The 21,326-nt window shown below is 40.9% G+C and carries 20 protein-coding genes and 1 pseudogene; 7 read left to right on the plus strand and 14 right to left on the minus strand.

The features are described from left to right. From EL140_RS05675 to EL140_RS05710, 8 genes are all read right to left on the minus strand, one after another. Positions 1–1,059: an ABC transporter permease gene (locus EL140_RS05675; RefSeq protein WP_000038688.1), complete on the minus strand. Its 1,059-nt coding sequence runs from the start codon at positions 1,057–1,059 to the stop codon at positions 1–3. Then, the gene (locus tag EL140_RS05680; protein WP_000929833.1) at positions 1,052–2,587 is read right to left on the minus strand and encodes an ABC transporter ATP-binding protein; all 1,536 of its coding nucleotides are present in this window, start codon (positions 2,585–2,587) and stop codon (positions 1,052–1,054) included. Before EL140_RS05680 ends, EL140_RS05675 begins: the two co-directional genes overlap by 8 nt. Before the next feature lie 136 nt (positions 2,588–2,723). After that, entirely contained in the window at positions 2,724–3,779 is a 1,056-nt protein-coding gene (locus EL140_RS05685) for a BMP family lipoprotein (protein WP_001036150.1), read from the minus strand. Between the two features lie 90 nt (positions 3,780–3,869). Beyond that, the gene (locus EL140_RS05690) at positions 3,870–4,259 is read right to left on the minus strand and encodes a cytidine deaminase (RefSeq protein WP_000246111.1); all 390 of its coding nucleotides are present in this window, start codon (positions 4,257–4,259) and stop codon (positions 3,870–3,872) included. Then, the gene (gene deoC, locus EL140_RS05695) at positions 4,246–4,908 is read right to left on the minus strand and encodes a deoxyribose-phosphate aldolase (RefSeq protein ID WP_000773706.1); all 663 of its coding nucleotides are present in this window, start codon (positions 4,906–4,908) and stop codon (positions 4,246–4,248) included. The genes EL140_RS05690 and deoC overlap by 14 nt, the downstream gene beginning before the upstream one ends. Before the next feature lie 19 nt (positions 4,909–4,927). Further along, positions 4,928–6,205, minus strand: a complete 1,278-nt coding sequence (locus EL140_RS05700) for a pyrimidine-nucleoside phosphorylase (protein ID WP_001202930.1) — start codon at positions 6,203–6,205, stop codon at positions 4,928–4,930. Beyond that, positions 6,202–6,792, minus strand: coding sequence for a class I SAM-dependent methyltransferase (locus EL140_RS05705; RefSeq protein WP_002874668.1), 591 nt, complete (start codon positions 6,790–6,792; stop codon positions 6,202–6,204). Before EL140_RS05705 ends, EL140_RS05700 begins: the two co-directional genes overlap by 4 nt. A 203-nt stretch (positions 6,793–6,995) precedes the next feature. Next, positions 6,996–7,400, minus strand: coding sequence for a hypothetical protein (locus tag EL140_RS05710; protein ID WP_000698103.1), 405 nt, complete (start codon positions 7,398–7,400; stop codon positions 6,996–6,998). 201 nt (positions 7,401–7,601) lie between these two features. Here EL140_RS05710 and coaA point away from each other — a divergent pair, with 201 nt between their 5' ends. The 5 genes and pseudogenes from coaA (at position 7,602) to tnpA (ending at position 11,372) form a co-directional block, all read left to right on the plus strand. Next, positions 7,602–8,522 carry a type I pantothenate kinase gene (gene coaA / locus EL140_RS05715; RefSeq protein ID WP_000180523.1) on the plus strand — a complete coding sequence of 307 codons (921 nt, stop codon included), beginning with the start codon at positions 7,602–7,604 and terminating at the stop codon, positions 8,520–8,522. A 67-nt stretch (positions 8,523–8,589) separates the two neighbouring features. Continuing rightward, positions 8,590–8,826, plus strand: a complete 237-nt coding sequence (gene rpsT, locus EL140_RS05720) for a 30S ribosomal protein S20 (RefSeq protein ID WP_001274000.1) — start codon at positions 8,590–8,592, stop codon at positions 8,824–8,826. A gap of 52 nt (positions 8,827–8,878) precedes the next feature. Then, positions 8,879–9,412, plus strand: a complete 534-nt coding sequence (locus tag EL140_RS05725; protein ID WP_000684210.1) for a DNA topology modulation protein — start codon at positions 8,879–8,881, stop codon at positions 9,410–9,412. Between the two features lie 75 nt (positions 9,413–9,487). Then, positions 9,488–10,623 (plus strand): annotated as a pseudogene (locus EL140_RS05730) (IS3 family transposase). Positions 10,624–10,907: 284 nt separating this feature from the next. Continuing rightward, positions 10,908–11,372, plus strand: coding sequence for an IS200/IS605 family transposase (gene tnpA / locus EL140_RS05735; protein WP_000057437.1), 465 nt, complete (start codon positions 10,908–10,910; stop codon positions 11,370–11,372). Positions 11,373–11,841: 469 nt separating this feature from the next. Here tnpA and EL140_RS05745 read toward each other — a convergent pair whose 3' ends face one another. The 6 genes from EL140_RS05745 to EL140_RS05770 form a co-directional block, all read right to left on the minus strand. Continuing rightward, positions 11,842–12,555: a GTP pyrophosphokinase gene (locus EL140_RS05745; protein ID WP_002874674.1), complete on the minus strand. Its 714-nt coding sequence runs from the start codon at positions 12,553–12,555 to the stop codon at positions 11,842–11,844. Then, complete coding sequence (locus EL140_RS05750; RefSeq protein ID WP_000692021.1) at positions 12,552–13,664, minus strand: ParA family protein; 1,113 nt, start codon at positions 13,662–13,664, stop codon at positions 12,552–12,554. Before EL140_RS05750 ends, EL140_RS05745 begins: the two co-directional genes overlap by 4 nt. A 37-nt stretch (positions 13,665–13,701) precedes the next feature. Continuing rightward, positions 13,702–15,699, minus strand: coding sequence for a methionine--tRNA ligase (gene metG / locus EL140_RS05755; protein WP_001291350.1), 1,998 nt, complete (start codon positions 15,697–15,699; stop codon positions 13,702–13,704). A 135-nt stretch (positions 15,700–15,834) separates the two neighbouring features. Then, positions 15,835–17,094 carry an ABC transporter permease gene (locus EL140_RS05760; protein ID WP_001180398.1) on the minus strand — a complete coding sequence of 420 codons (1,260 nt, stop codon included), beginning with the start codon at positions 17,092–17,094 and terminating at the stop codon, positions 15,835–15,837. A gap of 1 nt (position 17,095) precedes the next feature. Continuing rightward, positions 17,096–17,794: an ABC transporter ATP-binding protein gene (locus tag EL140_RS05765; RefSeq protein WP_000733785.1), complete on the minus strand. Its 699-nt coding sequence runs from the start codon at positions 17,792–17,794 to the stop codon at positions 17,096–17,098. Next, the gene (locus EL140_RS05770) at positions 17,778–18,962 is read right to left on the minus strand and encodes an efflux RND transporter periplasmic adaptor subunit (RefSeq protein ID WP_000827878.1); all 1,185 of its coding nucleotides are present in this window, start codon (positions 18,960–18,962) and stop codon (positions 17,778–17,780) included. The genes EL140_RS05765 and EL140_RS05770 overlap by 17 nt, the downstream gene beginning before the upstream one ends. A 266-nt stretch (positions 18,963–19,228) precedes the next feature. On the opposite strand from EL140_RS05770, the gene gor reads away from it, so the two are divergent. Then, a complete protein-coding gene (gene gor / locus EL140_RS05775) occupies positions 19,229–20,575 on the plus strand; it encodes a glutathione-disulfide reductase (RefSeq protein WP_001209552.1) in 1,347 nt (448 codons plus the stop codon). A gap of 143 nt (positions 20,576–20,718) precedes the next feature. Continuing rightward, positions 20,719–21,255: a biotin transporter BioY gene (locus tag EL140_RS05780; protein ID WP_000709019.1), complete on the plus strand. Its 537-nt coding sequence runs from the start codon at positions 20,719–20,721 to the stop codon at positions 21,253–21,255. The last annotated feature ends 71 nt before the right edge of the window (positions 21,256–21,326 follow it).

Here is a 21,326-nt window from a genome sequence, read left to right on the forward strand (position 1 = left end):
TTACTTACCTCCTTTAACTTGTTTTTTAGGTTTGACAAAGCGTTCGATAATGTAGTGAACGCTGACAAAGAAGATAATAGACGCTGTTACAATGCTGACAAGCTCAGACGGAACTTGCGCTGCGTTCATACCCGGTGCACCAACTTGTAGAACACCAAATAAGAAGGCTGCAAAGAGAATTCCAATTGGTGAATTTCCAGCAAGCAAACTAACTGCCATCCCGTTAAATCCGATAGCTAATGATGATCCCTGAACGTAAACGTTTTGGAAGGTTCCAAGACCTTCTACCGCCCCACCAAGACCAGCCAAGGCACCAGAGATAATCATTGATAGAATGATTGTACGTTTTGCTGAAATACCAGCGTACTCTGAAGCATGGGGATTAAGACCAACTGCACGAATTTCAAAACCGAGAGTCGTTTTCTTGAGCAAGAACCAAATCACAGCTACAGCAATGATTGCAAAGAAGATTCCAATATTCATACGGGAATTTCCAGTCAACTCTGATAACCATGGTGTCTGGTAAGTAGCATTGGCACTAACACGAATCGTTGAGTCTGTACTTTGCATAATATCTTTCGGAAAGGCATGAATAAAGGCATTTCCCACATACAATACAATGTAGTTCATCATGATGGTCACGATAACCTCTGACGTACCGAGATAGGCTCTGAGGATACCTGGAATCGCACCAACAATTCCACCTGCGATCAAAGCAATGATCACTGTCAATGGAATCAAAACGAGACGAGGCATATCTGGATTTGACAAGGCAAACCAACCACTGAGAATCCAGCCTGCAAGTGCTTGACCAGGAAGTCCAACGTTAAAGAAACCTGCTCGACTGGCAACTGCGAAACCAAGACCTATCAAGACAAGAGGACCCATGGCACGGAAAATTTCACCAACTCCACGAAGACTACCGAAAGCTGTATAGAACAACTCCTCATAACCCCAGATAGCATCATATCCGAAGATCCACATGACAATGGCTCCGAGCAAGATTCCTAAGAATACGGAAATCAAGGGAACCGAAATTTGTTGTAATTTTTTAGACATCACTCTTCTCCTTTCCCAAGTTTCCACCTGCCATCAAGACACCAAGTTCTTGTTTGTTAGTTGTTTCTGGCGATACAATACCTTGAATTTTACCATCGTGAATAACAGCAATTCGGTCTGAGACATTTAAAATCTCATCCAATTCAAAGCTGACAACAAGGACAGCCTTCCCGTTATCACGCTCTTCAATCAAACGTTTGTGGATATATTCAATGGCACCGACATCCAAACCACGAGTTGGCTGGCTGACGATAAGGAGATCAGGATCACGATTAATCTCACGTGCGATAATCGCTTTTTGTTGATTTCCTCCTGAAAGAGCTGCTGCTGGAACAAATTCGCTTGCCGCACGGACGTCAAATTCTTCCATCAATTTCTTAGCATGTGAAGTGATATTTGCATAGTTTAAGATACCATTCTTGCTGAGTGGTTCTTTGTAGTAGGTTTGAAGAGCGATATTTTCTGAAATCATCATCTCCAAAATCAAGCCATCACGGTGACGGTCCTCAGGAACGTGCCCCACGCTTAGTTCTGTAATTTGTCGAGGATGCATCCCTACGATTGATTTGCCTTTTAATTCAACGCTACCTGACTCAATCTTACGAAGACCTGTAATGGCTTGAATGAGTTCAGATTGACCATTGCCATCAATACCTGCAATACCGACAATCTCCCCAGCACGAACATCCAAAGAAAGATTCTTCACAGCTGGTACACCGCGGTTTTCATTGACAACCAAGTCTTTGATAGACAAGACCACTTCTTTGGGTTGTGGTGCTTGTTTTTCCGTTTTAAAGGAGACTGAGCGTCCAACCATCATTTCTGCCAAGTCCGCATTTGTTGCCCCTGCGATTTCAACTGTCTGGATTGATTTCCCACGACGGATAACCGTCACTCGATTGGATACCGCACGAATCTCATCCAGTTTATGGGTAATCAAAATGATAGACTTCCCTTCTTTGACAAGGTTTTTCATGATTGCCATCAACTCATCAATCTCTGAAGGAGTCAATACGGCTGTAGGTTCGTCAAAGATAAGGATATCAGCACCACGATAGAGTGTTTTCAAGATCTCTACACGTTGTTGGGCACCAACGGAAATATCCGCCACCTTAGCAGCTGGATCCACTGCCAAACCATAACGTTCAGAAAGAGCCTTGATTTCTTTAGTAGCACCAGCTATATCTAGAACACCATTTTTAGTGATTTCACTCCCTAAAATGATATTCTCAGCTACTGTAAAAGCTTCAACCAACATGAAATGTTGGTGAACCATCCCAATTCCAAGACCAGCGGCTTTAGATGGTGAGTCTAGTTTTACAACCTGACCATTCACCACAATTTCACCACTCGTTGGTTCAAGAAGTCCTGCCAGCATATTCATCAGAGTGGATTTACCCGCTCCATTTTCTCCTAAAAGTGCATGGATTTCACCTTTTCGCAGTTGCAAGTTGATTTTGTCGTTTGCTACAAATTCACCAAACACCTTGGTAATATCCCGCATCTCAATGACATTTTCGTGTGCCATATGCTCTTCCTTTCAGAGGTTTATTTTATTTCAATAAAACCTGCTAATCACATTAACAAGCTCTATTGAGACAAAAATTGCCTCAATTCTTAAAGAAGCGACCGATGGCCGCTTCCTAAGAAATGACTTTTATCCATTATTTTTCTGGAACTTTTACGCTTCCGTCAAGGATCTTAGCTTTTGCATCTTCAACAGCTTTTTTACCTTCTTCTGAAAGGTTTGTTACTGCTAGCTCAACCCCTTTATCTTTCAATGAGTAAACAATCACTTGTCCACCAGGGAATTCACCTTTTTCTGTTTTGTTGGCAATATCTTTTACAGTTGTACCAACTTGTTTCAATGTAGATACAAGAACGAAGTTAGATTCTTTACCATCTTTAGAAGTGTATTTACCTTCTGCTGCTTGGTCACGGTCTACACCGATAACCCAAACTTTTTCGTTTTCATTTTTGTTTTCGTTCAATGATTTTGCTTCAGCAAAGACACCAGCACCTGTACCACCAGCTGCTTGGTAGACAACGTCTGCACCGGCAGCATATTGAGCTGCTGCAATTGTTTTACCTTTGGCAGCATCACCAAATGAACCAGCGTAGTCAACTTGGACTTTGATAGATGGGTCTACTGACTCAACACCAGCTTTGAATCCAGCTGCAAAACGTGAAATAACTTCAGATTCGATACCACCTACAAAACCAACTTGTTTTGTTTTCGTAGTTTTCGCTGCTGCAACACCAGCAAGGTAAGCTGCTTCGTTATCCGCAAATCTTACGCTCGCAACATTCTTTTGACCTTCAATCACATCATCAATCAAGACATAGTTTAGGTCAGAGTGGTCTTTTGCTGCTTCCTCAACTGCATTGTGAAGGGCAAAACCAACACCGAAGATCAGGTTGTAACTTCCAGCCGCTTGTTGCAAGTTGTTAGCATAGTCTGCTTCGCTTGTTGATTGGAAGTAAGTATAACCTTTATCTTTAGAAAGATTGTGTTCTTTACCCCAGTCTTGCAAACCTTCCCAAGCTGATTGGTTAAATGATTTATCATCAACACCACCAGTATCTGTTACGATTGCTGCTTTGGTCTTCATTTCTGATGAAGATGAAGCTGCGTTACGAGAAGAGCGGTTACCACATGCAGCAAGTCCAACTGCTGCTACTGCAACTAGACCAAGGCCTAGCCATTGTTTCTTGTTCATTACTGAACCTCCTAAATAAGATGTGCAACGATGTTGCAAGTATGGATTGTTTGGTCACACAGACCACAGCCACTACAAGAGTGGCCCAGACTAATTTAAGTCTGTAAATGAGTATGGAAGTAACTCCCCGACCGTCATCTCGACCGTCGATTTATCTTTAGCGACTAAAGTCACTTTTAGATCTTGTTCAAAAAATTCAACCATGACCTGGCGGCAAGCACCACATGGCGAGATGGGTTTTTCAGTTTGTCCGTAGACAATCAATTCTGAAAACTCCCGTTGCCCCTCCGAAACTGCTTTAAAAATAGCAGTACGTTCTCCACAATTAGTCAAGGGATAGCTAGCATTCTCGATGTTCACACCCGTATAAATACTACCATCCTTGGCAACTAAAACAGCTCCGATAGGAAAGTGAGAATAGGGGACATAGGCTTGTTTGCTGGTTTCAATTGCTAGTTCAATCAACTCAGTAGTCGCCATCTGCTAATTCTCCTTTTAAGATTGTTACACCAGCAGATGTTCCGATACGGGTAGCGCCTGCTTCCACAAAAGCGACAGCATCTGCATATGAACGAGCTCCACCAGCCGCCTTAACTCCCATATCTGGCCCGACTGTTTCACGCATCAACTGAACATCCTCAATAGTGGCACCACCTGTTGAAAATCCAGTTGATGTTTTGACAAAGTCAGCGCCTGCTTTCTGGGATAATTGGCAGGCCACAACCTTTTCATCGTCTGTCAACAAGCAAGCTTCAATAATGACCTTAACCAACTTGTCACCACTTGCTTCTACGACAGCACGGATGTCCGATTCAACCAAATTCAGATTTCCTGATTTGAGGGCACCGACATTGATAACCATATCAATCTCATCTGCACCGTTTTGGACAGCTTCTTTTGTTTCAAAAGATTTCACAGATGAAGTTGTTGCTCCCAAAGGAAAACCTACTACTGTACAAACCTTTACATCTGAGCCTTCAAGCCCTGTTTTCGCATGTTTAACCCATGTAGGATTAACACAAACGCTGGCAAAGTCATACTCACGCGCTTCAGATAGCAAACGATTAATTTGTTCTTGACTTGCATCTTGCTTTAAAAGCGTATGATCGATATATTTATTTAACTTCATATTCGGATTCTCCCTGGTTTTATGAGATAATTTCTATAATTTCTCGTAAACTTTGCACTCCATCATTTATTTTAACATATTTTTGAAATTCTGTAACTAGTTCAGAAGAAATTTTTCCATTTGTATAAACTTTTGCAACAATTTCACCCTTTTGAACGGAGTCTCCAACTTTCTTTTCAAAAACAATCCCTGTTTCATAGTCCAAGTCATCAGACTTGACTGCACGACCAGCTCCTAGTCTCATGGCATAGAGTCCAAATTCCATTGCAGGAAGAGCTGAAATAACACCTGCATCTTGAGCTGGAATTTCCACCACATGGGCAACTTTGACGGGGCGATAGAGATTTTCTAAATCACCGCCTTGTGCTGCTACCATTTCTTCAAACTTAGCCAGTGCTTGGCCATTTTCCAGGTGTTGACGGATTTCCTCGATCGTTTTCTCAACATCAGCCAAGCCAAGCATAATCTGAGCCAATTCGCAGATAAAGTGACTAATATCTTCTCGGCCTTTTCCTTGAAGAATCTCGATCGCCTCAAGGATTTCGAGACGATTCCCAATGGCTCTTCCCAAGGGCTGACTCATATCGGTAATGACTGCTACCGTCTTTCGACCAACTGCCTTACCAAGATCCACCATGGTTTGAGCCAATTCGCGCGCATCATCAACCGTCTTCATGAAGGCACCTTCACCGACCGTTACGTCTAGCAAAATGGCATCCGCTCCTGCAGCAATTTTCTTGCTCATCACCGAACTAGCAATCAAAGGAATCGTGTCGACAGTTGCTGTCACATCACGGAGGGCATAGAGAAGTTTGTCTGCTTTAACCAGCTGATCGGACTGCCCAATGACAGATACACCAATATCCTGTACCTGACGAATAAAATCTTCTTGACTTCGCTCGACTTGATAGCCCTTAATGGACTCCAATTTATCAATTGTCCCACCAGTATGGCCGAGACCACGACCACTCATTTTAGCAACGGGCACACCGAAACTCGCAACAAGTGGAGCCAAGATTAAGGTCACCTTATCACCTACACCACCAGTCGAATGCTTATCAACTTTAACCCCCTCAATAGCTGACAAATCAAACTCCTGACCTGTCTTGACCATATTCATCGTCAGATCAGAAATCTCACGTGTGGTCATTCCTTTAAAATAAACAGCCATAGCAAAAGCAGACATTTGATAATCTGGAACTGTTCCAGCCACATAGCCTTCTACCAGCCACTTGATTTCAGCTGCAGTCAGTTCTTGACCATCTCGTTTCTTTTGGATTAAATCAACTGCTCTCATTCTTTCACACTTCTAAGGATATAATATCCCTTATCTTTCTTTACGATTTCACAATTTCCAAAAACGTCTTCCATCTTATTTCTAGCACTTGGAGCTCCTTGTTTTTTCTGAATGACGATGGTTAAATCTCCTCCGTCTTTCAAAAATTCTCTGCTCTTTTCGATAATCTCATGAACAACTTGTTTTCCCGCTCGAATCGGCGGATTGGAAATAACATGGTCAAACTTCCCTTCAATTTGTTCATAGATATTGGATTGGAAAATCGTTGCTTCTACTTTATTACGTTCAGCATTTTGTCGCGCTAGGTCCAAGGCACGATTATTGATATCGACCATGGTCGCCTGAACTCCATAAGCCTTGGCCAATGACAAGCCCAATGGCCCATAACCACAACCCACATCAAGGACCGTCTCTCCTTCATTTACCTCTAGACACTTGAGCAAGAGCTGACTCCCAAAGTCAACCATTTTCTTGCTAAAAACACCCGCATCCGTCAAAAAGGTCATGTTTTCTCCCAACAACTCCACTCTCAACTCATGAATGTCGTGAGTAGCATCAGGATTTTCTGCATAATACATTTTACTCATAAAACTATTTTACCATAATTTGGCTTGAATTGTAAATCATTTACAAAGTGATGATCAAATGAAAAAGACTGAAGAATCCTAGTCAAAAAGACCTTTTCTTCAATCTCTTTCAACTATTAGAAATACATTACAATCTATCGGGAACTACAAATTATCATAGTCAGGAAAAAACAGTTCGTCTGCAATCGGGCGCATTTTTATTACTATTTCTTAACCTTAAAATACTTTATTATCAACAAGATTCCCAATATGATGTTTAGATAAAAACCCAACTGATAAGTTTGTGTCAAGATTTCCAAACTTGTCCAAAGTCGTATCAAATCTTCTAGTGACATACGGAATAGATATCCTTCTGTAGCAATCCACAAAATCAAAAATAGATAACTACCGGCAGCAAGCCATTTCGTCCACTGCTTTTTTACTAGCCAGGCAATCAAGAGTGAACAGATAAAGATAACTGTTACAAGGAGATGATCCATTAAGAAGGTAAAACCGTAATAGGTTTCTACAAAGCGTCTACCATTATCCGCATTCGCTCCCCTTATAAAAGGTAGTGCAAAACTTAAAATAAAACAGAGTTCCAATATATAACGTTTTAAGATTTTCATGACACACCTCCAATAAGTTGTGAACCAAAAAGCCCACTTTCAATAACTGATAAGTCTTCAGAAACCATTCCCTATCTCATCATTAAATTATTCAACCTCCATCTACCTCTATTATACGATATTGACTTACTACCATCAAGAAACCGCTTTATTTTTTTAGCTTTTTATGGTATGATAGACAAAATATCTAGGGGAAAACAAATGACCAACGAATTTTTACATTTTGAAAAAATCAGTCGCCAGACTTGGCAATCATTGCATCGCAAAACAACCCCTCCCTTGACAGAGGAAGAGTTAGAATCCATCAAGAGTTTCAATGACCAGATTAGTCTACAGGACGTAACAGATGTCTATCTTCCCCTAGTTCATCTTATCCATATTTACAAGCGCACCAAGGATGATTTGGCATTTTCAAAAGGAATTTTTCTTCAACGCGAAAGCAAATCCCAACCATTTATCATTGGGGTTTCTGGTAGTGTTGCTGTGGGGAAATCGACTACTAGTCGCTTACTTCAGATTCTTTTGTCACGTACTCTCCCGGATGCTACTGTAGAATTGGTGACAACTGACGGTTTTCTCTATCCCAATCAAACCTTGATGGACCAAGATATCTTAAATCGCAAAGGTTTTCCTGAAAGTTATGATATGGAAACTTTGCTGAATTTTCTTGATCGTCTAAAGAATGGGCAAGATGTCGATATTCCTGTCTATTCTCATGAAGTGTATGACATCGTCCCTGGAGAGAAACAACGTGTCAAAGCTGCTGATTTTGTCATTGTCGAGGGCATCAATGTCTTTCAAAATCCTCAAAATGAGCGCCTTTACATCACTGATTTCTTTGATTTCTCCATCTATGTGGATGCTGCTGTCGAGGACATTGAAAGTTGGTATCTGGATCGTTTCTTAAAACTCCTCAGCTTTGCCCAAAATGATCCCAACAGCTACTACCACCGTTTTACACAAATGCCAATTGGAGAAGTTGAAGCATTTGCTCACCAGGTTTGGACCAGTATTAATCTCACAAATCTACAAAACTATATCGAACCGACAAGGAATCGCGCCGAGGTCATTCTCCACAAGACTAAAAACCATGAAATCGATGAAATTTACCTAAAAAAATAATTTCCCCTTGTCAAAACCTAAGTTTTCATATATAATGGTATAGTTAGTAAATATGGAGGTAAGAACATTGGCAAACATTAAATCAGCTATCAAACGCGCTGAATTGAACGTTAAACAAAACGAAAAAAACTCAGCTCAAAAATCAGCTATGCGTACTGCTATCAAAGCTTTCGAAGCAAACCCTTCTGAAGAACTTTTCCGTGCTGCTAGCTCAGCTATCGACAAAGCAGAAACTAAAGGTTTGATTCATAAAAACAAAGCAAGCCGCGACAAAGCTCGTCTTTCAGCTAAACTTGCTAAATAAGAAACAGTCCACAGAGGCTGTTTTTTTGTCCTCTAATCAGAAAAGGTAGAAAATGAAAATCGCAATCATAGGATATTCTGGAGCTGGCAAGTCAACTCTAGCTGAAAAGTTGTCAAACTACTACTCCATCCCCAAACTGCATATGGATACACTTCAATTTCAACCTGGTTGGCAAGACAGTGACCGCGAATGGATGTTGACCGAGATGAAAAACTTTCTCACAAAGCACGAAGCTTGGGTCATCGACGGCAACTACTCTTGGTGTTGCTATGAAGAAAGAATGCTGGAAGCTGACCAAATCATCTTTCTCAACTTTTCCCCATGGACTTGTCTCTTTCGAGCCTTTAAACGGTATCTCACATACCGAGGTAAAGTCAGAGAAAGTATGGCAGCAGGCTGTCCTGAACGCTTTGACTGGGATTTTATCCGATGGATTCTCTGGGATGGGCGGACAAAACATGCTAAAGAACGCTATCAACGGGTTCAAGAAACCTACCCTGAGAAAGTAATTGTCCTCCGGTCGCAAAAGGAGATGGATTACTTCTTAGAAAATCTCGCACATAACAAGAAAAACCAGCGTGCCTAAGGCACTGCAACCATAAAATGAGACACAAGAAAACACTCCTGTTGAATTCTAGTAAACTAGAAACAGGAGTGTTTTATTATGGTCAAAAAAGCATATTCAGTAGAAACTAAGCTAGCCTGTATCGAAATGAAGAAGGCGGGTAAATCAAATAAGGTTATCATGGATCCCCTCGGTATCAAAAATGTTAGTCGGGCCAAGACTTGGTGGCAATGGTATCAGAATGATGAATTGTACCGTTTCCACCAATCTGTGGGGAAACAATATACTTATGGTAAAGGGATGAACCAGTTATCTGAAGTGAAACAGTTACATTTGCAGGTAGAATTACTAAAAAAGTATCATAGCTTGGTAAGAGAATCGACAAAGTAAGTCTTATCAAGCTAGTGAAAGAGTATAAGAAAACGTGCCCTGTATCGATTATTTTAGAGTGTTTCGGAGTCAAACACTCAACATTTTATCACTGGAAACAGGAGTGTAAAAATTCTCATAAAAAAGACGAAATAGCAGATAAAATCGAGGCACTCTGTATGGAAAATCACTTTATTTACGGCTATCGAACCATCACTCACTTGCTCAGGAAAGTTTATAACCACGTCGTTAATCGCAAGAAGGTTTATCGTATCATGAAGGAAAAGGGCTACCTCTGCCGTGTCCGTCCCAAGAAGGGACCTAAATTAGGGAAGCCTTACTTATGTAACAGACAATATGCTGGATCGTGATTTTCAGGCAGACAAGCCTATGGAGAAGCTTGTCACAGACATCACCTACCTCTACTTTGGAAACTGTAGACTTTATCTATCTTCGATCATGGATCTCTATAATCGTGAAATTGTAGCTTATACTATCTCTGAATGCCAAGATACGGACTTTGTGCTCAACACACTTAATCAACTTGAGCTACCTCAAGGAGTACTTTTACATAGCGACCAAGGATCTGTCTACACCTCAAAAGTCTACTATCAAGCTTGTACAGAAAAAGGCATCACCCGCTCCATGTCCCGAAAAGGAACACCAGCAGATAATGCCTGTATTGAATGGTTTCATTCTGTCCTCAAGTCTGAAACCTTCTATCTCCATAAATGGAAAAACTTAACTAAAGATAGTATAACAGAAATTGTCAATCTTACATCATATTTTATAATGAAACTAGAATTCAACAGAAACTAAATGACCAGTCTCCCATAGATTACAGAAAACTGATCGCATCATAGGGTTTTTCTCATGTCCCATTATTGGGGGTCAGTGCCGAGTTCAATCCTGTTTTTTTCATATTATTTGTTTGTTTTAAACAAAAATGTGATTTAAAAATCCGAGAACAGTAACTATTTTTGTTCTCGGATTTCTAATTATGTGACTATTAGTCCGTCTCGCTCCGCAAGGTGCGAGACAAATAAACCACCCGCTATGCGGGTGCGCATCGAAGGTTATACCAAAAAACTCCAAACGCGATACAATAAAGGTGTTCAAGCCAATTGTAAAGCGAAAGGAGAAAAATATGGCACAAAAGGCACATAGTTTATCACACACAAAGTGGATGTGTAAATATCACATTGTGTTCACCCCTAAGTATAGACGAAAAGTAATTTATAATCAATATCGAAGCAGTTTGGGAGAAATATTCCATCGATTATGTAGTTATAAAGGTGTTGAGATTATCGAAGGTCACTTAATGCCAGACCATGTACATATGTTAGTCAGTATTCCACCGAAGATAAGTGTTTCAAGTTTTATGGGGTATTTAAAAGGTAAAAGTGCACTCATGATGTTTGACAAACACGCCAACCTCAAGTACAAGTTTGGGAATCGGCATTTCTGGGCAGAAGGTTATTATGTAAGTACAGTAGGGCTTAATGAAGCCACAATTAAGAAATATATTCAAGAACAGGAAAAGCATGATATAGCACTAGATAAATTAAGTGTAAAAGAATATGAGGATCCCTTTAGGGATAGTGGTAAGTAATACTAAAGCCTCTTTAAGAGGCAGTGACGAGTCAAGAGCAATGAGGCTTGAACAACGTGAAAGCCAGCGCCTTTAGGCGCTGGCTGATGATCTGGGCTTATAGCCCTGGTGCAAACCACCCGTTAGACGGGTGATTATGATTTTTCCTACTGTTTATAATAGTATTGTTCAGCAGAAACATTTCCGATATTCTGCCCAAAAACTAATCTCGGTCTACTACTATCAGATTGAACACCATACGGATTTCTAAAGCCAATTTTAAATAAAGCAATCATAGCACCGAATTCCCTGACCGAATGTTGAGTGTTGAAAACTTAGAATTGGAAATCGAATTTGGTGAGATACTCTCATTTCTGTTCGTTTCTCCATCTACAGTTATAATTTCCCCTATACCTTCTCCGTTTCTTCAGACTCCTGCTAAAGTCACATAATCATCTTTCGTAATGACTTCAATATTCAAATCTTATTTTTATTCTCCTATTTGAGTATGGGTGTTTTGATGCTCTTCATAGCTCCTAAATATTGAATCACATAATCTAGTTCCTGAACTAACTAGTTTCGCCATGACTTTAAGTTGTTCTTGACAAGCAACACTTTCCGTTTTGTAAGGATAATTAATAGTATGGTCCATTTCTCCCCAAACTTCTTCAAATAATGTTCTAATTTGTATTTCGCAACAAACATCATTATAGTCATTATCAGGTTTTATAACATAATGAACGCTAGTGTAGTGACTATCCTTCATCTCATGATTGATATTCATAGACTCATAAATTTTCTCCATTTCAGGATCCCATGTATAGGCTTTAGGCTCTTCTACTAATTTCCATCCATTATTTTTAATCCATTCTAAAATCCCTTCATGTATAATTTTAAACTGATTTTGAAATAAAAATAACACTCGAACACCTACAAGGTCAGTAATTTCTGTTAAATAGTTGTCTACTGTAATCTCTCGATTCGATGAGGATTTTCTTTTCAATTTATCTCGTAAATGCTCTGGATCTTTTATTCTAGAACGGATAGAATGAATAACACTATGCCCGTTTACATTGAATGCAGGATTCTTTTCAAACGACTTCTGCACATTTTCTATAATCATTTCTTGCTTAAATTTTAAAGTCTTGTCGTTAGAATAGTGTTCTACAATTTCATTGATTCTAGCATCTAAATCGTTCATCATAAAACCTCAATTCGCTCCATTAAATCTTTTGCAAAAGTCTGATAAGCAGATAAAGTTGCTTTATATTTGCTATTATTTCCTGTATTAAAAGTCTCTATATTTTGATCTTTAAGATACTCCGTATCCTTTAATGATTGAAATGTGTCTGGAACCTCCCACATTGCACATTTTAACGCCTGCGCAACAGATGGAAATGTATTATGCGAGTGTACAACAGCATTATTTGCAATAGGATTATTTATTTCTTTATAATTGATTTTATTATCAGAATTTATATACCTTTCAATTACACTGGGGATCCTTTTAGCATAACTAAAGTGTGCATCAGCTAACCCATATTCATTTTTACCATCATATTTTTTTGCATTATACAGAGTATAACCCAAGAATTGCACTGATTTATCAGGGAATTTAATACGCTTATCTTTTGAAATTAGGCTGTAAATTATACCAAATTCTCGTCCCCAAGACTCTAAAGAAGTTCCTATATTTCTTATACCATATAAACTAAACATATCAGGTTGAGCAGGAATAATGAAACCATCAACTGTAGATATGATAGTTTTATTTAAAATTCCTAAACTGGGTGACGTATCAACAATCACGTAGTCTATATCATATTTTTCAGCATATCTCTGACAGATATTCCTGATACTTGTTACTGTTCTAATACTTAAATTATCATTTTGATACAACCCACTCCATCTTTCTGATACCCTATTTTCAAATTTATGCAATGATAATCTACCTGGAACTAGATAAACATTCTCAGACAAATTAATCGCTGGTGATAATTCCTCAACATCATTCAAGCCGTCTTCAACAGGTTTTAATAAAAAATGAATAGATCTTGGATTAGACATAAGTTCTGTAATTTTTTTATCATCACGGTTAAGAGCCCCCTCATAATCATCGATAAAATCATCTTCTTCACTCCAAATTTTCTCTAATTCTGACTCCCTAATAGCATTTATTGTTAAGTTACATTGGGGATCTAAATCAACGAAAAGCACTTTCTTACTTAAAGTTCCTAATGCTTTTCCCAGATGATAGGATAAGGTAGACTTGCCAACTCCACCTTTGTTATTAAACACTGAAATAATTTTCATAAGCGACTCCTTTTTTTATAGAATATTTTCTAGATTTTTACCCAATCACACTTCCGTTTGGTACAGCTGGATCAACTGTTAGAAGGGTTAATTTGCCATCATGTTCAGCTGAGAGGATCATTCCTTGACTGACATATTTTTTCATCATCTTGCGTGGTTTGAGGTTGGCAACGATTTGGACTTTCTTGCCGACCAATTCTTGTTCGTTTGGGTAGTATTTTGCAATTCCTGAGAGGATTTGACGGTCTTGACCATCACCAGCATCTAGTCGGAATTGAAGCAACTTGTCAGAACCTTCAACTTTAGACACTTCTTTGACTTCTGCGACACGGATCTCGACCTTATCAAAGTCTTCAAACTTGATTTCATCCTTGTTGAGTTTGAGTTCAACTTCATCTGGATTCCATTCTTTTTCGACGGCTGGTTTGTTGCTTTCCATTTGTTCTTTGATATAGGCAATCTCTTCTTCCATGTCGAGACGTGGGAAGATTGGTGTTCCTTTGGCAACAACAGTCACATCTGCTGGGAAGTCAGCCAAACTCAAGTTCTCAAGGCTAGAAACTTCTGCTAGACCAAGTTGTGCCAATACAGCGCGACTAGTTCCCATCATAAATGGCTCAATCATGTGAGCTACGACACGAAGGCTGGCTGCCAAGTGGCTCATGACACTTGCCAATTGGTCACGGTGCTCTTCATCCTTAGCCAAGACCCATGGGGCTGTCTCATCGATGTATTTGTTGGTACGTGAGATAAGAGTCCATACTGCTTCAAGGGCACGTGGGTAGTCAACTGCTTCCATGTGTGTATGGTAATCAGCAATTGATTCAGAAGCTACTTGAGCAAGAGAATGATCAAACTCTGTCACACCTTCTACATAGGCAGGGATTTGCCCATCAAAATACTTGTTAATCATAGAAACCGTACGGTTAAGGAGGTTTCCAAGGTCATTGGCCAATTCATAGTTGATACGGCCGACATAGTCTTCTGGAGTGAAGGTTCCATCTGAACCGACTGGAAGGCTACGCATGAGGTAGTAACGAAGCGGATCCAGTCCATAACGTTCTACTAGCATTTCAGGGTAAACGACATTCCCTTTAGACTTAGACATCTTGCCGTCTTTCATGACGAACCAACCGTGGGCAATCAAGCGGTCAGGCAATTTCATATCCAACATCATGAGAAGGATTGGCCAGTAGATGGAGTGGAAACGAAGAATGTCTTTTCCGACCATGTGGAAGACTGTTCCATTCCAGAATTTATCATAGTTAGCATGGTCCTCTTGACCGTATCCAAGAGCTGTCGCATAGTTAAGAAGGGCATCAATCCAAACGTAGACAACATGTTTTGGATTGGATGGGACTGGCACACCCCAGGTAAAGGTTGTACGAGAAACCGCTAAGTCTTCCAAACCTGGCTCAATAAAGTTACGAAGCATTTCATTAAGACGACCATCTGGAGTGATGAAGTCAGGGTGCGATTTGAAAAATTCTACCAAACGGTCTTGGTATTTGCTGAGGCGCAGGAAGTAAGATTCTTCAGAAACCCATTCCACTTCGTGACCTGATGGAGCGATACCGCCTGTCACATTTCCAGCTTCATCACGGAAAACTTCCGCAAGCTGACTTTCTGTAAAGAATTCCTCATCTGAAACTGAATACCAGCCAGAGTATTCACCCAAGTAGATATCATCTTGAGCAAGCAAGCGTTCAAAGACTTGAGCCACTACTTTTTCATGGTAGTCATCCGTTGTACGAATAAATTTATCGTATGAGATATCGAGTAATTCCCAGAGTTCTTTGACTCCAACCGCCATCCCATCAACATAGGCTTGAGGTGTGATGCCAGCTTCTTCCGCTTTTTGCTGGATTTTCTGGCCATGCTCGTCAAGACCTGTCAGATAAAAGACATCGTAGCCCATAAGGCGTTTGTAACGTGCTAGGACATCACAAGCAATGGTTGTGTAGGCAGAACCGATATGAAGTTTACCAGATGGATAGTAAATCGGTGTTGTAATATAAAAATTCTTTTCAGACATAATTTTTCCTTTCCAGGCTAATGAAACCTGTTTTTCTAACACTTCATTATATCATATTTTCGGTGATTTTCGATAAAGAAATCCATACAAAAACAAGATAGACAAATGTCCATCTTGTTTTTCCTGTTCTATATCTTATTCATAACGAAGGGCTTCAATTGGATCAAGCTTAGAGGCTTTATTGGCCGGCAAGACTCCGAAAATCATCCCAACACTTGCTGACACAGCCAAGCTAAAGAGAGCGATTGGGAGGGAAACCCCAACTTCGATACCTGCAATCATGTTTTGAAGCAATACTCCAGCTAACATGGTCATTCCAGCAGCAATCCCAAGACCGATGACACCACCTAGCAAGGTCAAGATCATGGATTCAATCAAAAACTGTACCAAGATATTAGCCCGAGTAGCTCCGAGCGCTTTCCGCAAACCAATCTCACGCGTGCGTTCTGTCACCGAAACCAGCATGATATTCATAACACCAGTTCCCCCGACAAAGAGAGAGATTCCTGCGATGGCACTGATAATGGTTGTCATAAAACCAAATAGTTGTTGTACCTCTTGGAAGGCGGCGGTTGCATCCGCAACTTGGTACTCCCCTTGCTGAAGACCAGCAATCTCAGTCAGTTTTCGAGCCAACTCCGGACCCAAGGTCTGCGTTAGACTAGTATCATTGACACGAAAGACGATGTTCGAGATTTCATCAGTATTAAAATTGGCTGCGAGAGAGATGTTAGTCGTAATTGGAAGACCACCAATCCCAAAGGCTTTAGCAGTTTTAGCTTCATTGCTAGTATAAACGCCAATCACACGGTAACTAAATTCATTGACAGAGATGATTTGATTAACCGCAGCTTCGGGACTATCAAACAAACTCTTGGCTAGTTCTTCGTCCAGCAAAATCACACTGGCAAATTCCTTGTAGTCTTGCGGTCTTAGACTTCTACCCGCAACGATTTCATTTTCAACTGCGTTCATGTAGGTGCTATTTCCGCCTGTCAGATTCGCTCGTTCAACCTTCTTATCCTTATAAGATAAGGTAACGTTGGTCGAGTTGGTGACATAGTAGCTGTCTACTCCTTTAAGTTTAGCAGCCTCCTTGACCCAGGATTCTAGTGGTTTTGGTGGTTCAACATGAACATCCTCTTCTTTCCCACTGACTGTCAAAGCTGACTGACGCTGAGTAAAGGAGCCATCCTTGCTCTTGATAGGAGAGAAAAATACATGGATATCCTTCTGTGATTTGGTCATGTTTTTATTGACCTGACGAGACATGGAGTCTCCCAGAGCCATGATGACGACGACAGACGAAACTCCGATGATAATCCCAATCATGGTGAGGAAGGAACGCATCTTGTGGGCCATGATGGATGAAAAGGCAAATTTCAGATTCTGCATCTTAGTTTTCCTCCTTTTCTAGGGCACTGTCTGATGAGATGACCCCATCACGAATGACAATTTGGCGTTTGGCATAGGCAGCAATCTCAGGCTCATGCGTGACCATGATAATAGTCTTCCCTTCCTTGTTTAACTCCACCAACAGCTGCATGATTTGATTTCCTGTCTTGGTATCCAAGGCTCCTGTAGGTTCGTCCGCTAGGATGATAGAGGGATTATTTACCAAGGCACGCGCAATCGCTACACGTTGCTTTTGACCACCTGATAACTCAGACGGCAAATGATGACTGCGCTCCGTCAGCTCAACCTTTTCCAGAAATTCCTCAGCCAATTTCCGACGTTTTGAAGCCGAAACTCCAGCGTAAATCAAGGGCAATTCGACGTTTTGAAGTGCATTGAGCTTGGACAAGAGAAAGAACTGCTGAAAGACAAAGCCGATTTGCTGATTGCGGACCTTGGCCAGTTGTTTCTCTCCAAGACCTGCAACTTCTTGCCCTTCAAGGTAGTACTCTCCACTGGTTGGTGTATCCAACATTCCGATGGTATTCATCAACGTAGACTTACCAGAACCAGATGGTCCCATAATAGCAACAAAGTCACCTTCATGAACTTCTAGATTGATATTTTTAAGGACCTGCAGTTCTTGGTCACCATTTCGATAACTCCTGCAGATATTTTTGAGACTAATTAGTTTCTTCATCAGCCTTCACCTCTTTTCCTTCTTCCAAGGAAGATGTTGGATTACTGATGACCTTGGCACCGTCTGTCAAACCTGAAGTAATTTCTTGGTTGTCTGCGTCCGCATTCCCCAAAGTAACTTCTACCTTCTTCGCTTTTTTCTGGTCGTCAACGATCCAGACATAGTTTTTGTCATTTTCGGTAACAACACTTGTCAAAGGAACAAGGATGGCCTTACTCTTGTTTTTGACTTCCACACTGACTGAGAAGCCTTGTTTCAACTCACCGATATCGCTGGTCACATCAACAGTATAAGGGTACTTAGATCCAGTATTCCCTCCAAGGGCTGCATTTGCTGCTTCTCCGTTGTTTTTAGGATAATCAGAGATATAGCTAATCTTACCAGTCCAACTCTTATCTTGATACACCTTCGAAGTAAAGGTAACTTCTTGCCCAACAGAAAGGTTAGCAAGGTTGTATTCAGACAACTCCCCTTTGACCTGCAAGTTTTCATTACTTACGACATGTACTACCACTTGGCTATTACCTGTTGGCGATTTGGAAACATTACGATTAACTTCAACTACAGTCCCTTCTAGTGTACTGAGGACAGTTGCAGCATCTAGCTGTGTTTGGGCCTTGTTGAGCTGAGCCACAGCATCTGCACGGTTATCCTTGGCATCACTGATTTGAGAATCAATAGAGGATACGGAAGAAGTTGCTACTTGCGCTTGTTCTGGGAGTCCAGCTTCTGTTGGAACCTGTGGAGAAGCTGGTGTAGCTGATGCATTTTCACGAGCCTTGTTTAACTCCTCGATATGACGGTCTGCCTTTGCAACTGCACGATCAGCCGCATCATAGGCAGCTTGAGCATCTGCACTGCTGTATTTGACCAAAGCTTGCCCTTCTTCGACCTTGTCCCCGACTGAAACGAGAATTTCATCTAAATCTCCCTTACTAGCATCAAAATAAACGTATTGTTCATTTTTTGCTGTAACCGTACCTGACAAGAGAACCGATGAAGCAACAGAACCTTCCTTAGCAGTAACGATATGAGAGGTTTCCTCCTTGACTGCTGACTGGGAAGGTTGTCTAAAAATCAAAATCCCCGCAGCACCGATAACAATAGCACTGGCAACACCAATCGCTGTGTATAATTGCCATTTTTTTGCCTTCTTATTTCTTTTCATTTTTAAGCTCCTTTATTCTTTTGCCTTACAAAAACCATTATATCAGAAATACCGAGACCAAACAATGACAGTTCAGATGGAAACAATGACAATTCAGGATCATTATTTCGTTCGGTATTCGTTTATTGGATTATTGTGCTAGATATATAATACAATATCTTTTTGAATTTGGCAAGCGTTTTTATAATTTTTTTATCGTAGCAGATTTTTGCATTCAAAAAATAAAAACGATAGAATATGACTATCAAAGCTATAAGGAGTTTTCTATGAGAGAATATGATATCATCGCCATCGGTGGAGGAAGCGGCGGCATTGCCACTATGAACCGAGCTGGTGAACACGGTGCTAAAGCTGCTGTTATCGAAGAGAAAAAATTAGGTGGAACCTGCGTCAATGTCGGCTGTGTTCCTAAAAAAATCATGTGGTATGGAGCGCAAATCGCTGAAAGCTTCCACCACTACGGCCCTGACTATGGTTTTACAAGTTCAGATGTTCAATTTGATTTCGCAAAACTTCGTCAAAATCGTGAAGCCTACATCGACCGTGCTCGCTCATCTTATGATGGAAGTTTCAAGCGCAACGGTGTTGATTTGATTGAAGGTCGTGCTCATTTCGTTGATGCTCATACGATCAGCGTTAATGGTGAATTGATTCGTGCCAAGCATATCGTGATTGCGACTGGGGCTCGCCCAAGCATCCCAACTATTCCTGGATCTGAACTCGGTGGCAGCTCAGACGATGTCTTTGCCTGGGAGCAACTTCCTGACTCCGTTGCGATTCTTGGAGCTGGTTATATCGCCGTTGAATTAGCAGGTGTTCTCCACGCGCTAGGAGTAAAAACGGATTTGTTTGTCCGTCGTGATCGTCCCTTGCGTGGTTTTGACAGCTACATCGTTGAAGGACTTGTCAATGAAATGAAAAAAACAGGTCTACCTTTGCACACACACAAGGTACCCGTCAAGCTCGAAGAAACCGAGCAAGGTATTACCATTCATTTCGAAGACGGTTCTAGTCATACTGCCAGCCAAGTTATCTGGGCTACCGGTCGCCGTCCAAATGTAGACGGTCTGGAGTTAGAAAAGGCTGGCGTCACACTCAACCAACGTGGATTTATCCAAGTAGATGAGTATCAAAATACAGTTGTAGATGGCATCTATGCTCTTGGAGATGTTACTGGTGAGAAGGAACTGACCCCAGTAGCCATCAAGGCAGGACGCACCTTATCTGAACGCCTCTTCAACGGGAAAACAAACGCCAAGATGGACTACACGACTATCCCTACTGTAGTCTTCTCCCACCCAGCAATTGGAACGGTTGGTTTAACCGAGGATCAAGCTATCAAAGAATACGGCCAAGATAACATCAAAGTCTACAAATCAAGCTTTGCATCCATGTACTCAGCCGTTACAAACCATCGTCAAGAATCTCGCTTCAAACTTATCACCGCCGGTGCTGACGAAAAAGTTGTTGGACTTCACGGACTTGGTTACGGAGTGGATGAGATGATTCAAGGATTCGCTGTTGCTATTAAGATGGGAGCAACCAAGGCGGACTTTGATGCTACAGTAGCTATCCACCCAACCGCTTCAGAAGAATTTGTGACCATGCGCTAATTGCCGAAAGAGACCACATGTGGTCTCTTTTTACTTGCAAAATCGGCCGTTACAAAATTGTTACCTTGTTTTTAAAAATAGGTTGACTTTTCTTTCTGAATTAGTATAATAGTTACTATAATTTTGAAAAGAGGTTAACAGTTTTGAAAAAAGCTCATATCTATGCTATCCCTGCTATCGGTGCTGCTCTCATCGCCGTATTGGCACAAATCAGTCTCCCTATCGGTCCTGTACCTTTCACCCTGCAAAACTTTGCGATCGGTCTGATTGCTACTGTTTTTAGACCCAGAGAAGCTGTTCTATCTGTAGCTCTCTATCTCTTGCTGGGTGCCATTGGTTTACCTGTTTTTGCAGGGGGAGGAGCTGGATTTCACGTTTTAGTCGGCCCAAGTGCAGGTTATCTTTGGTTCGACCTTGTCTATGCTGGACTTACATCTTATCTCATCCATCAAAATAGTGGCTACATTCGCATTTTCCTAGCCAACCTCTTGGGTGACTCCCTCGTCTTTGTCGGAGGCATTCTCAGCCTCCACTTCCTAGCTGGTATGCCATTTGATCAGGCACTAGCTGTCGGTGTCCTTCCCTTTATCCTCCCTGATCTTGGTAAGATTATTGCCATTAGTTTCATTAGTCGTCCCCTACTCAAACGATTGAAAAGCCTTCCATATTTTTCAAGATAAAAGAATAGTCCAGAACAATTGTTCTGGACTATTTCCTTTCCAATTACTTCCTAAGAACTAACTGAAAATTA

The sequence above is a fragment of the Streptococcus oralis ATCC 35037 genome, assembly GCF_900637025.1.
GTDB classification, from domain to species: domain Bacteria; phylum Bacillota; class Bacilli; order Lactobacillales; family Streptococcaceae; genus Streptococcus; species Streptococcus oralis.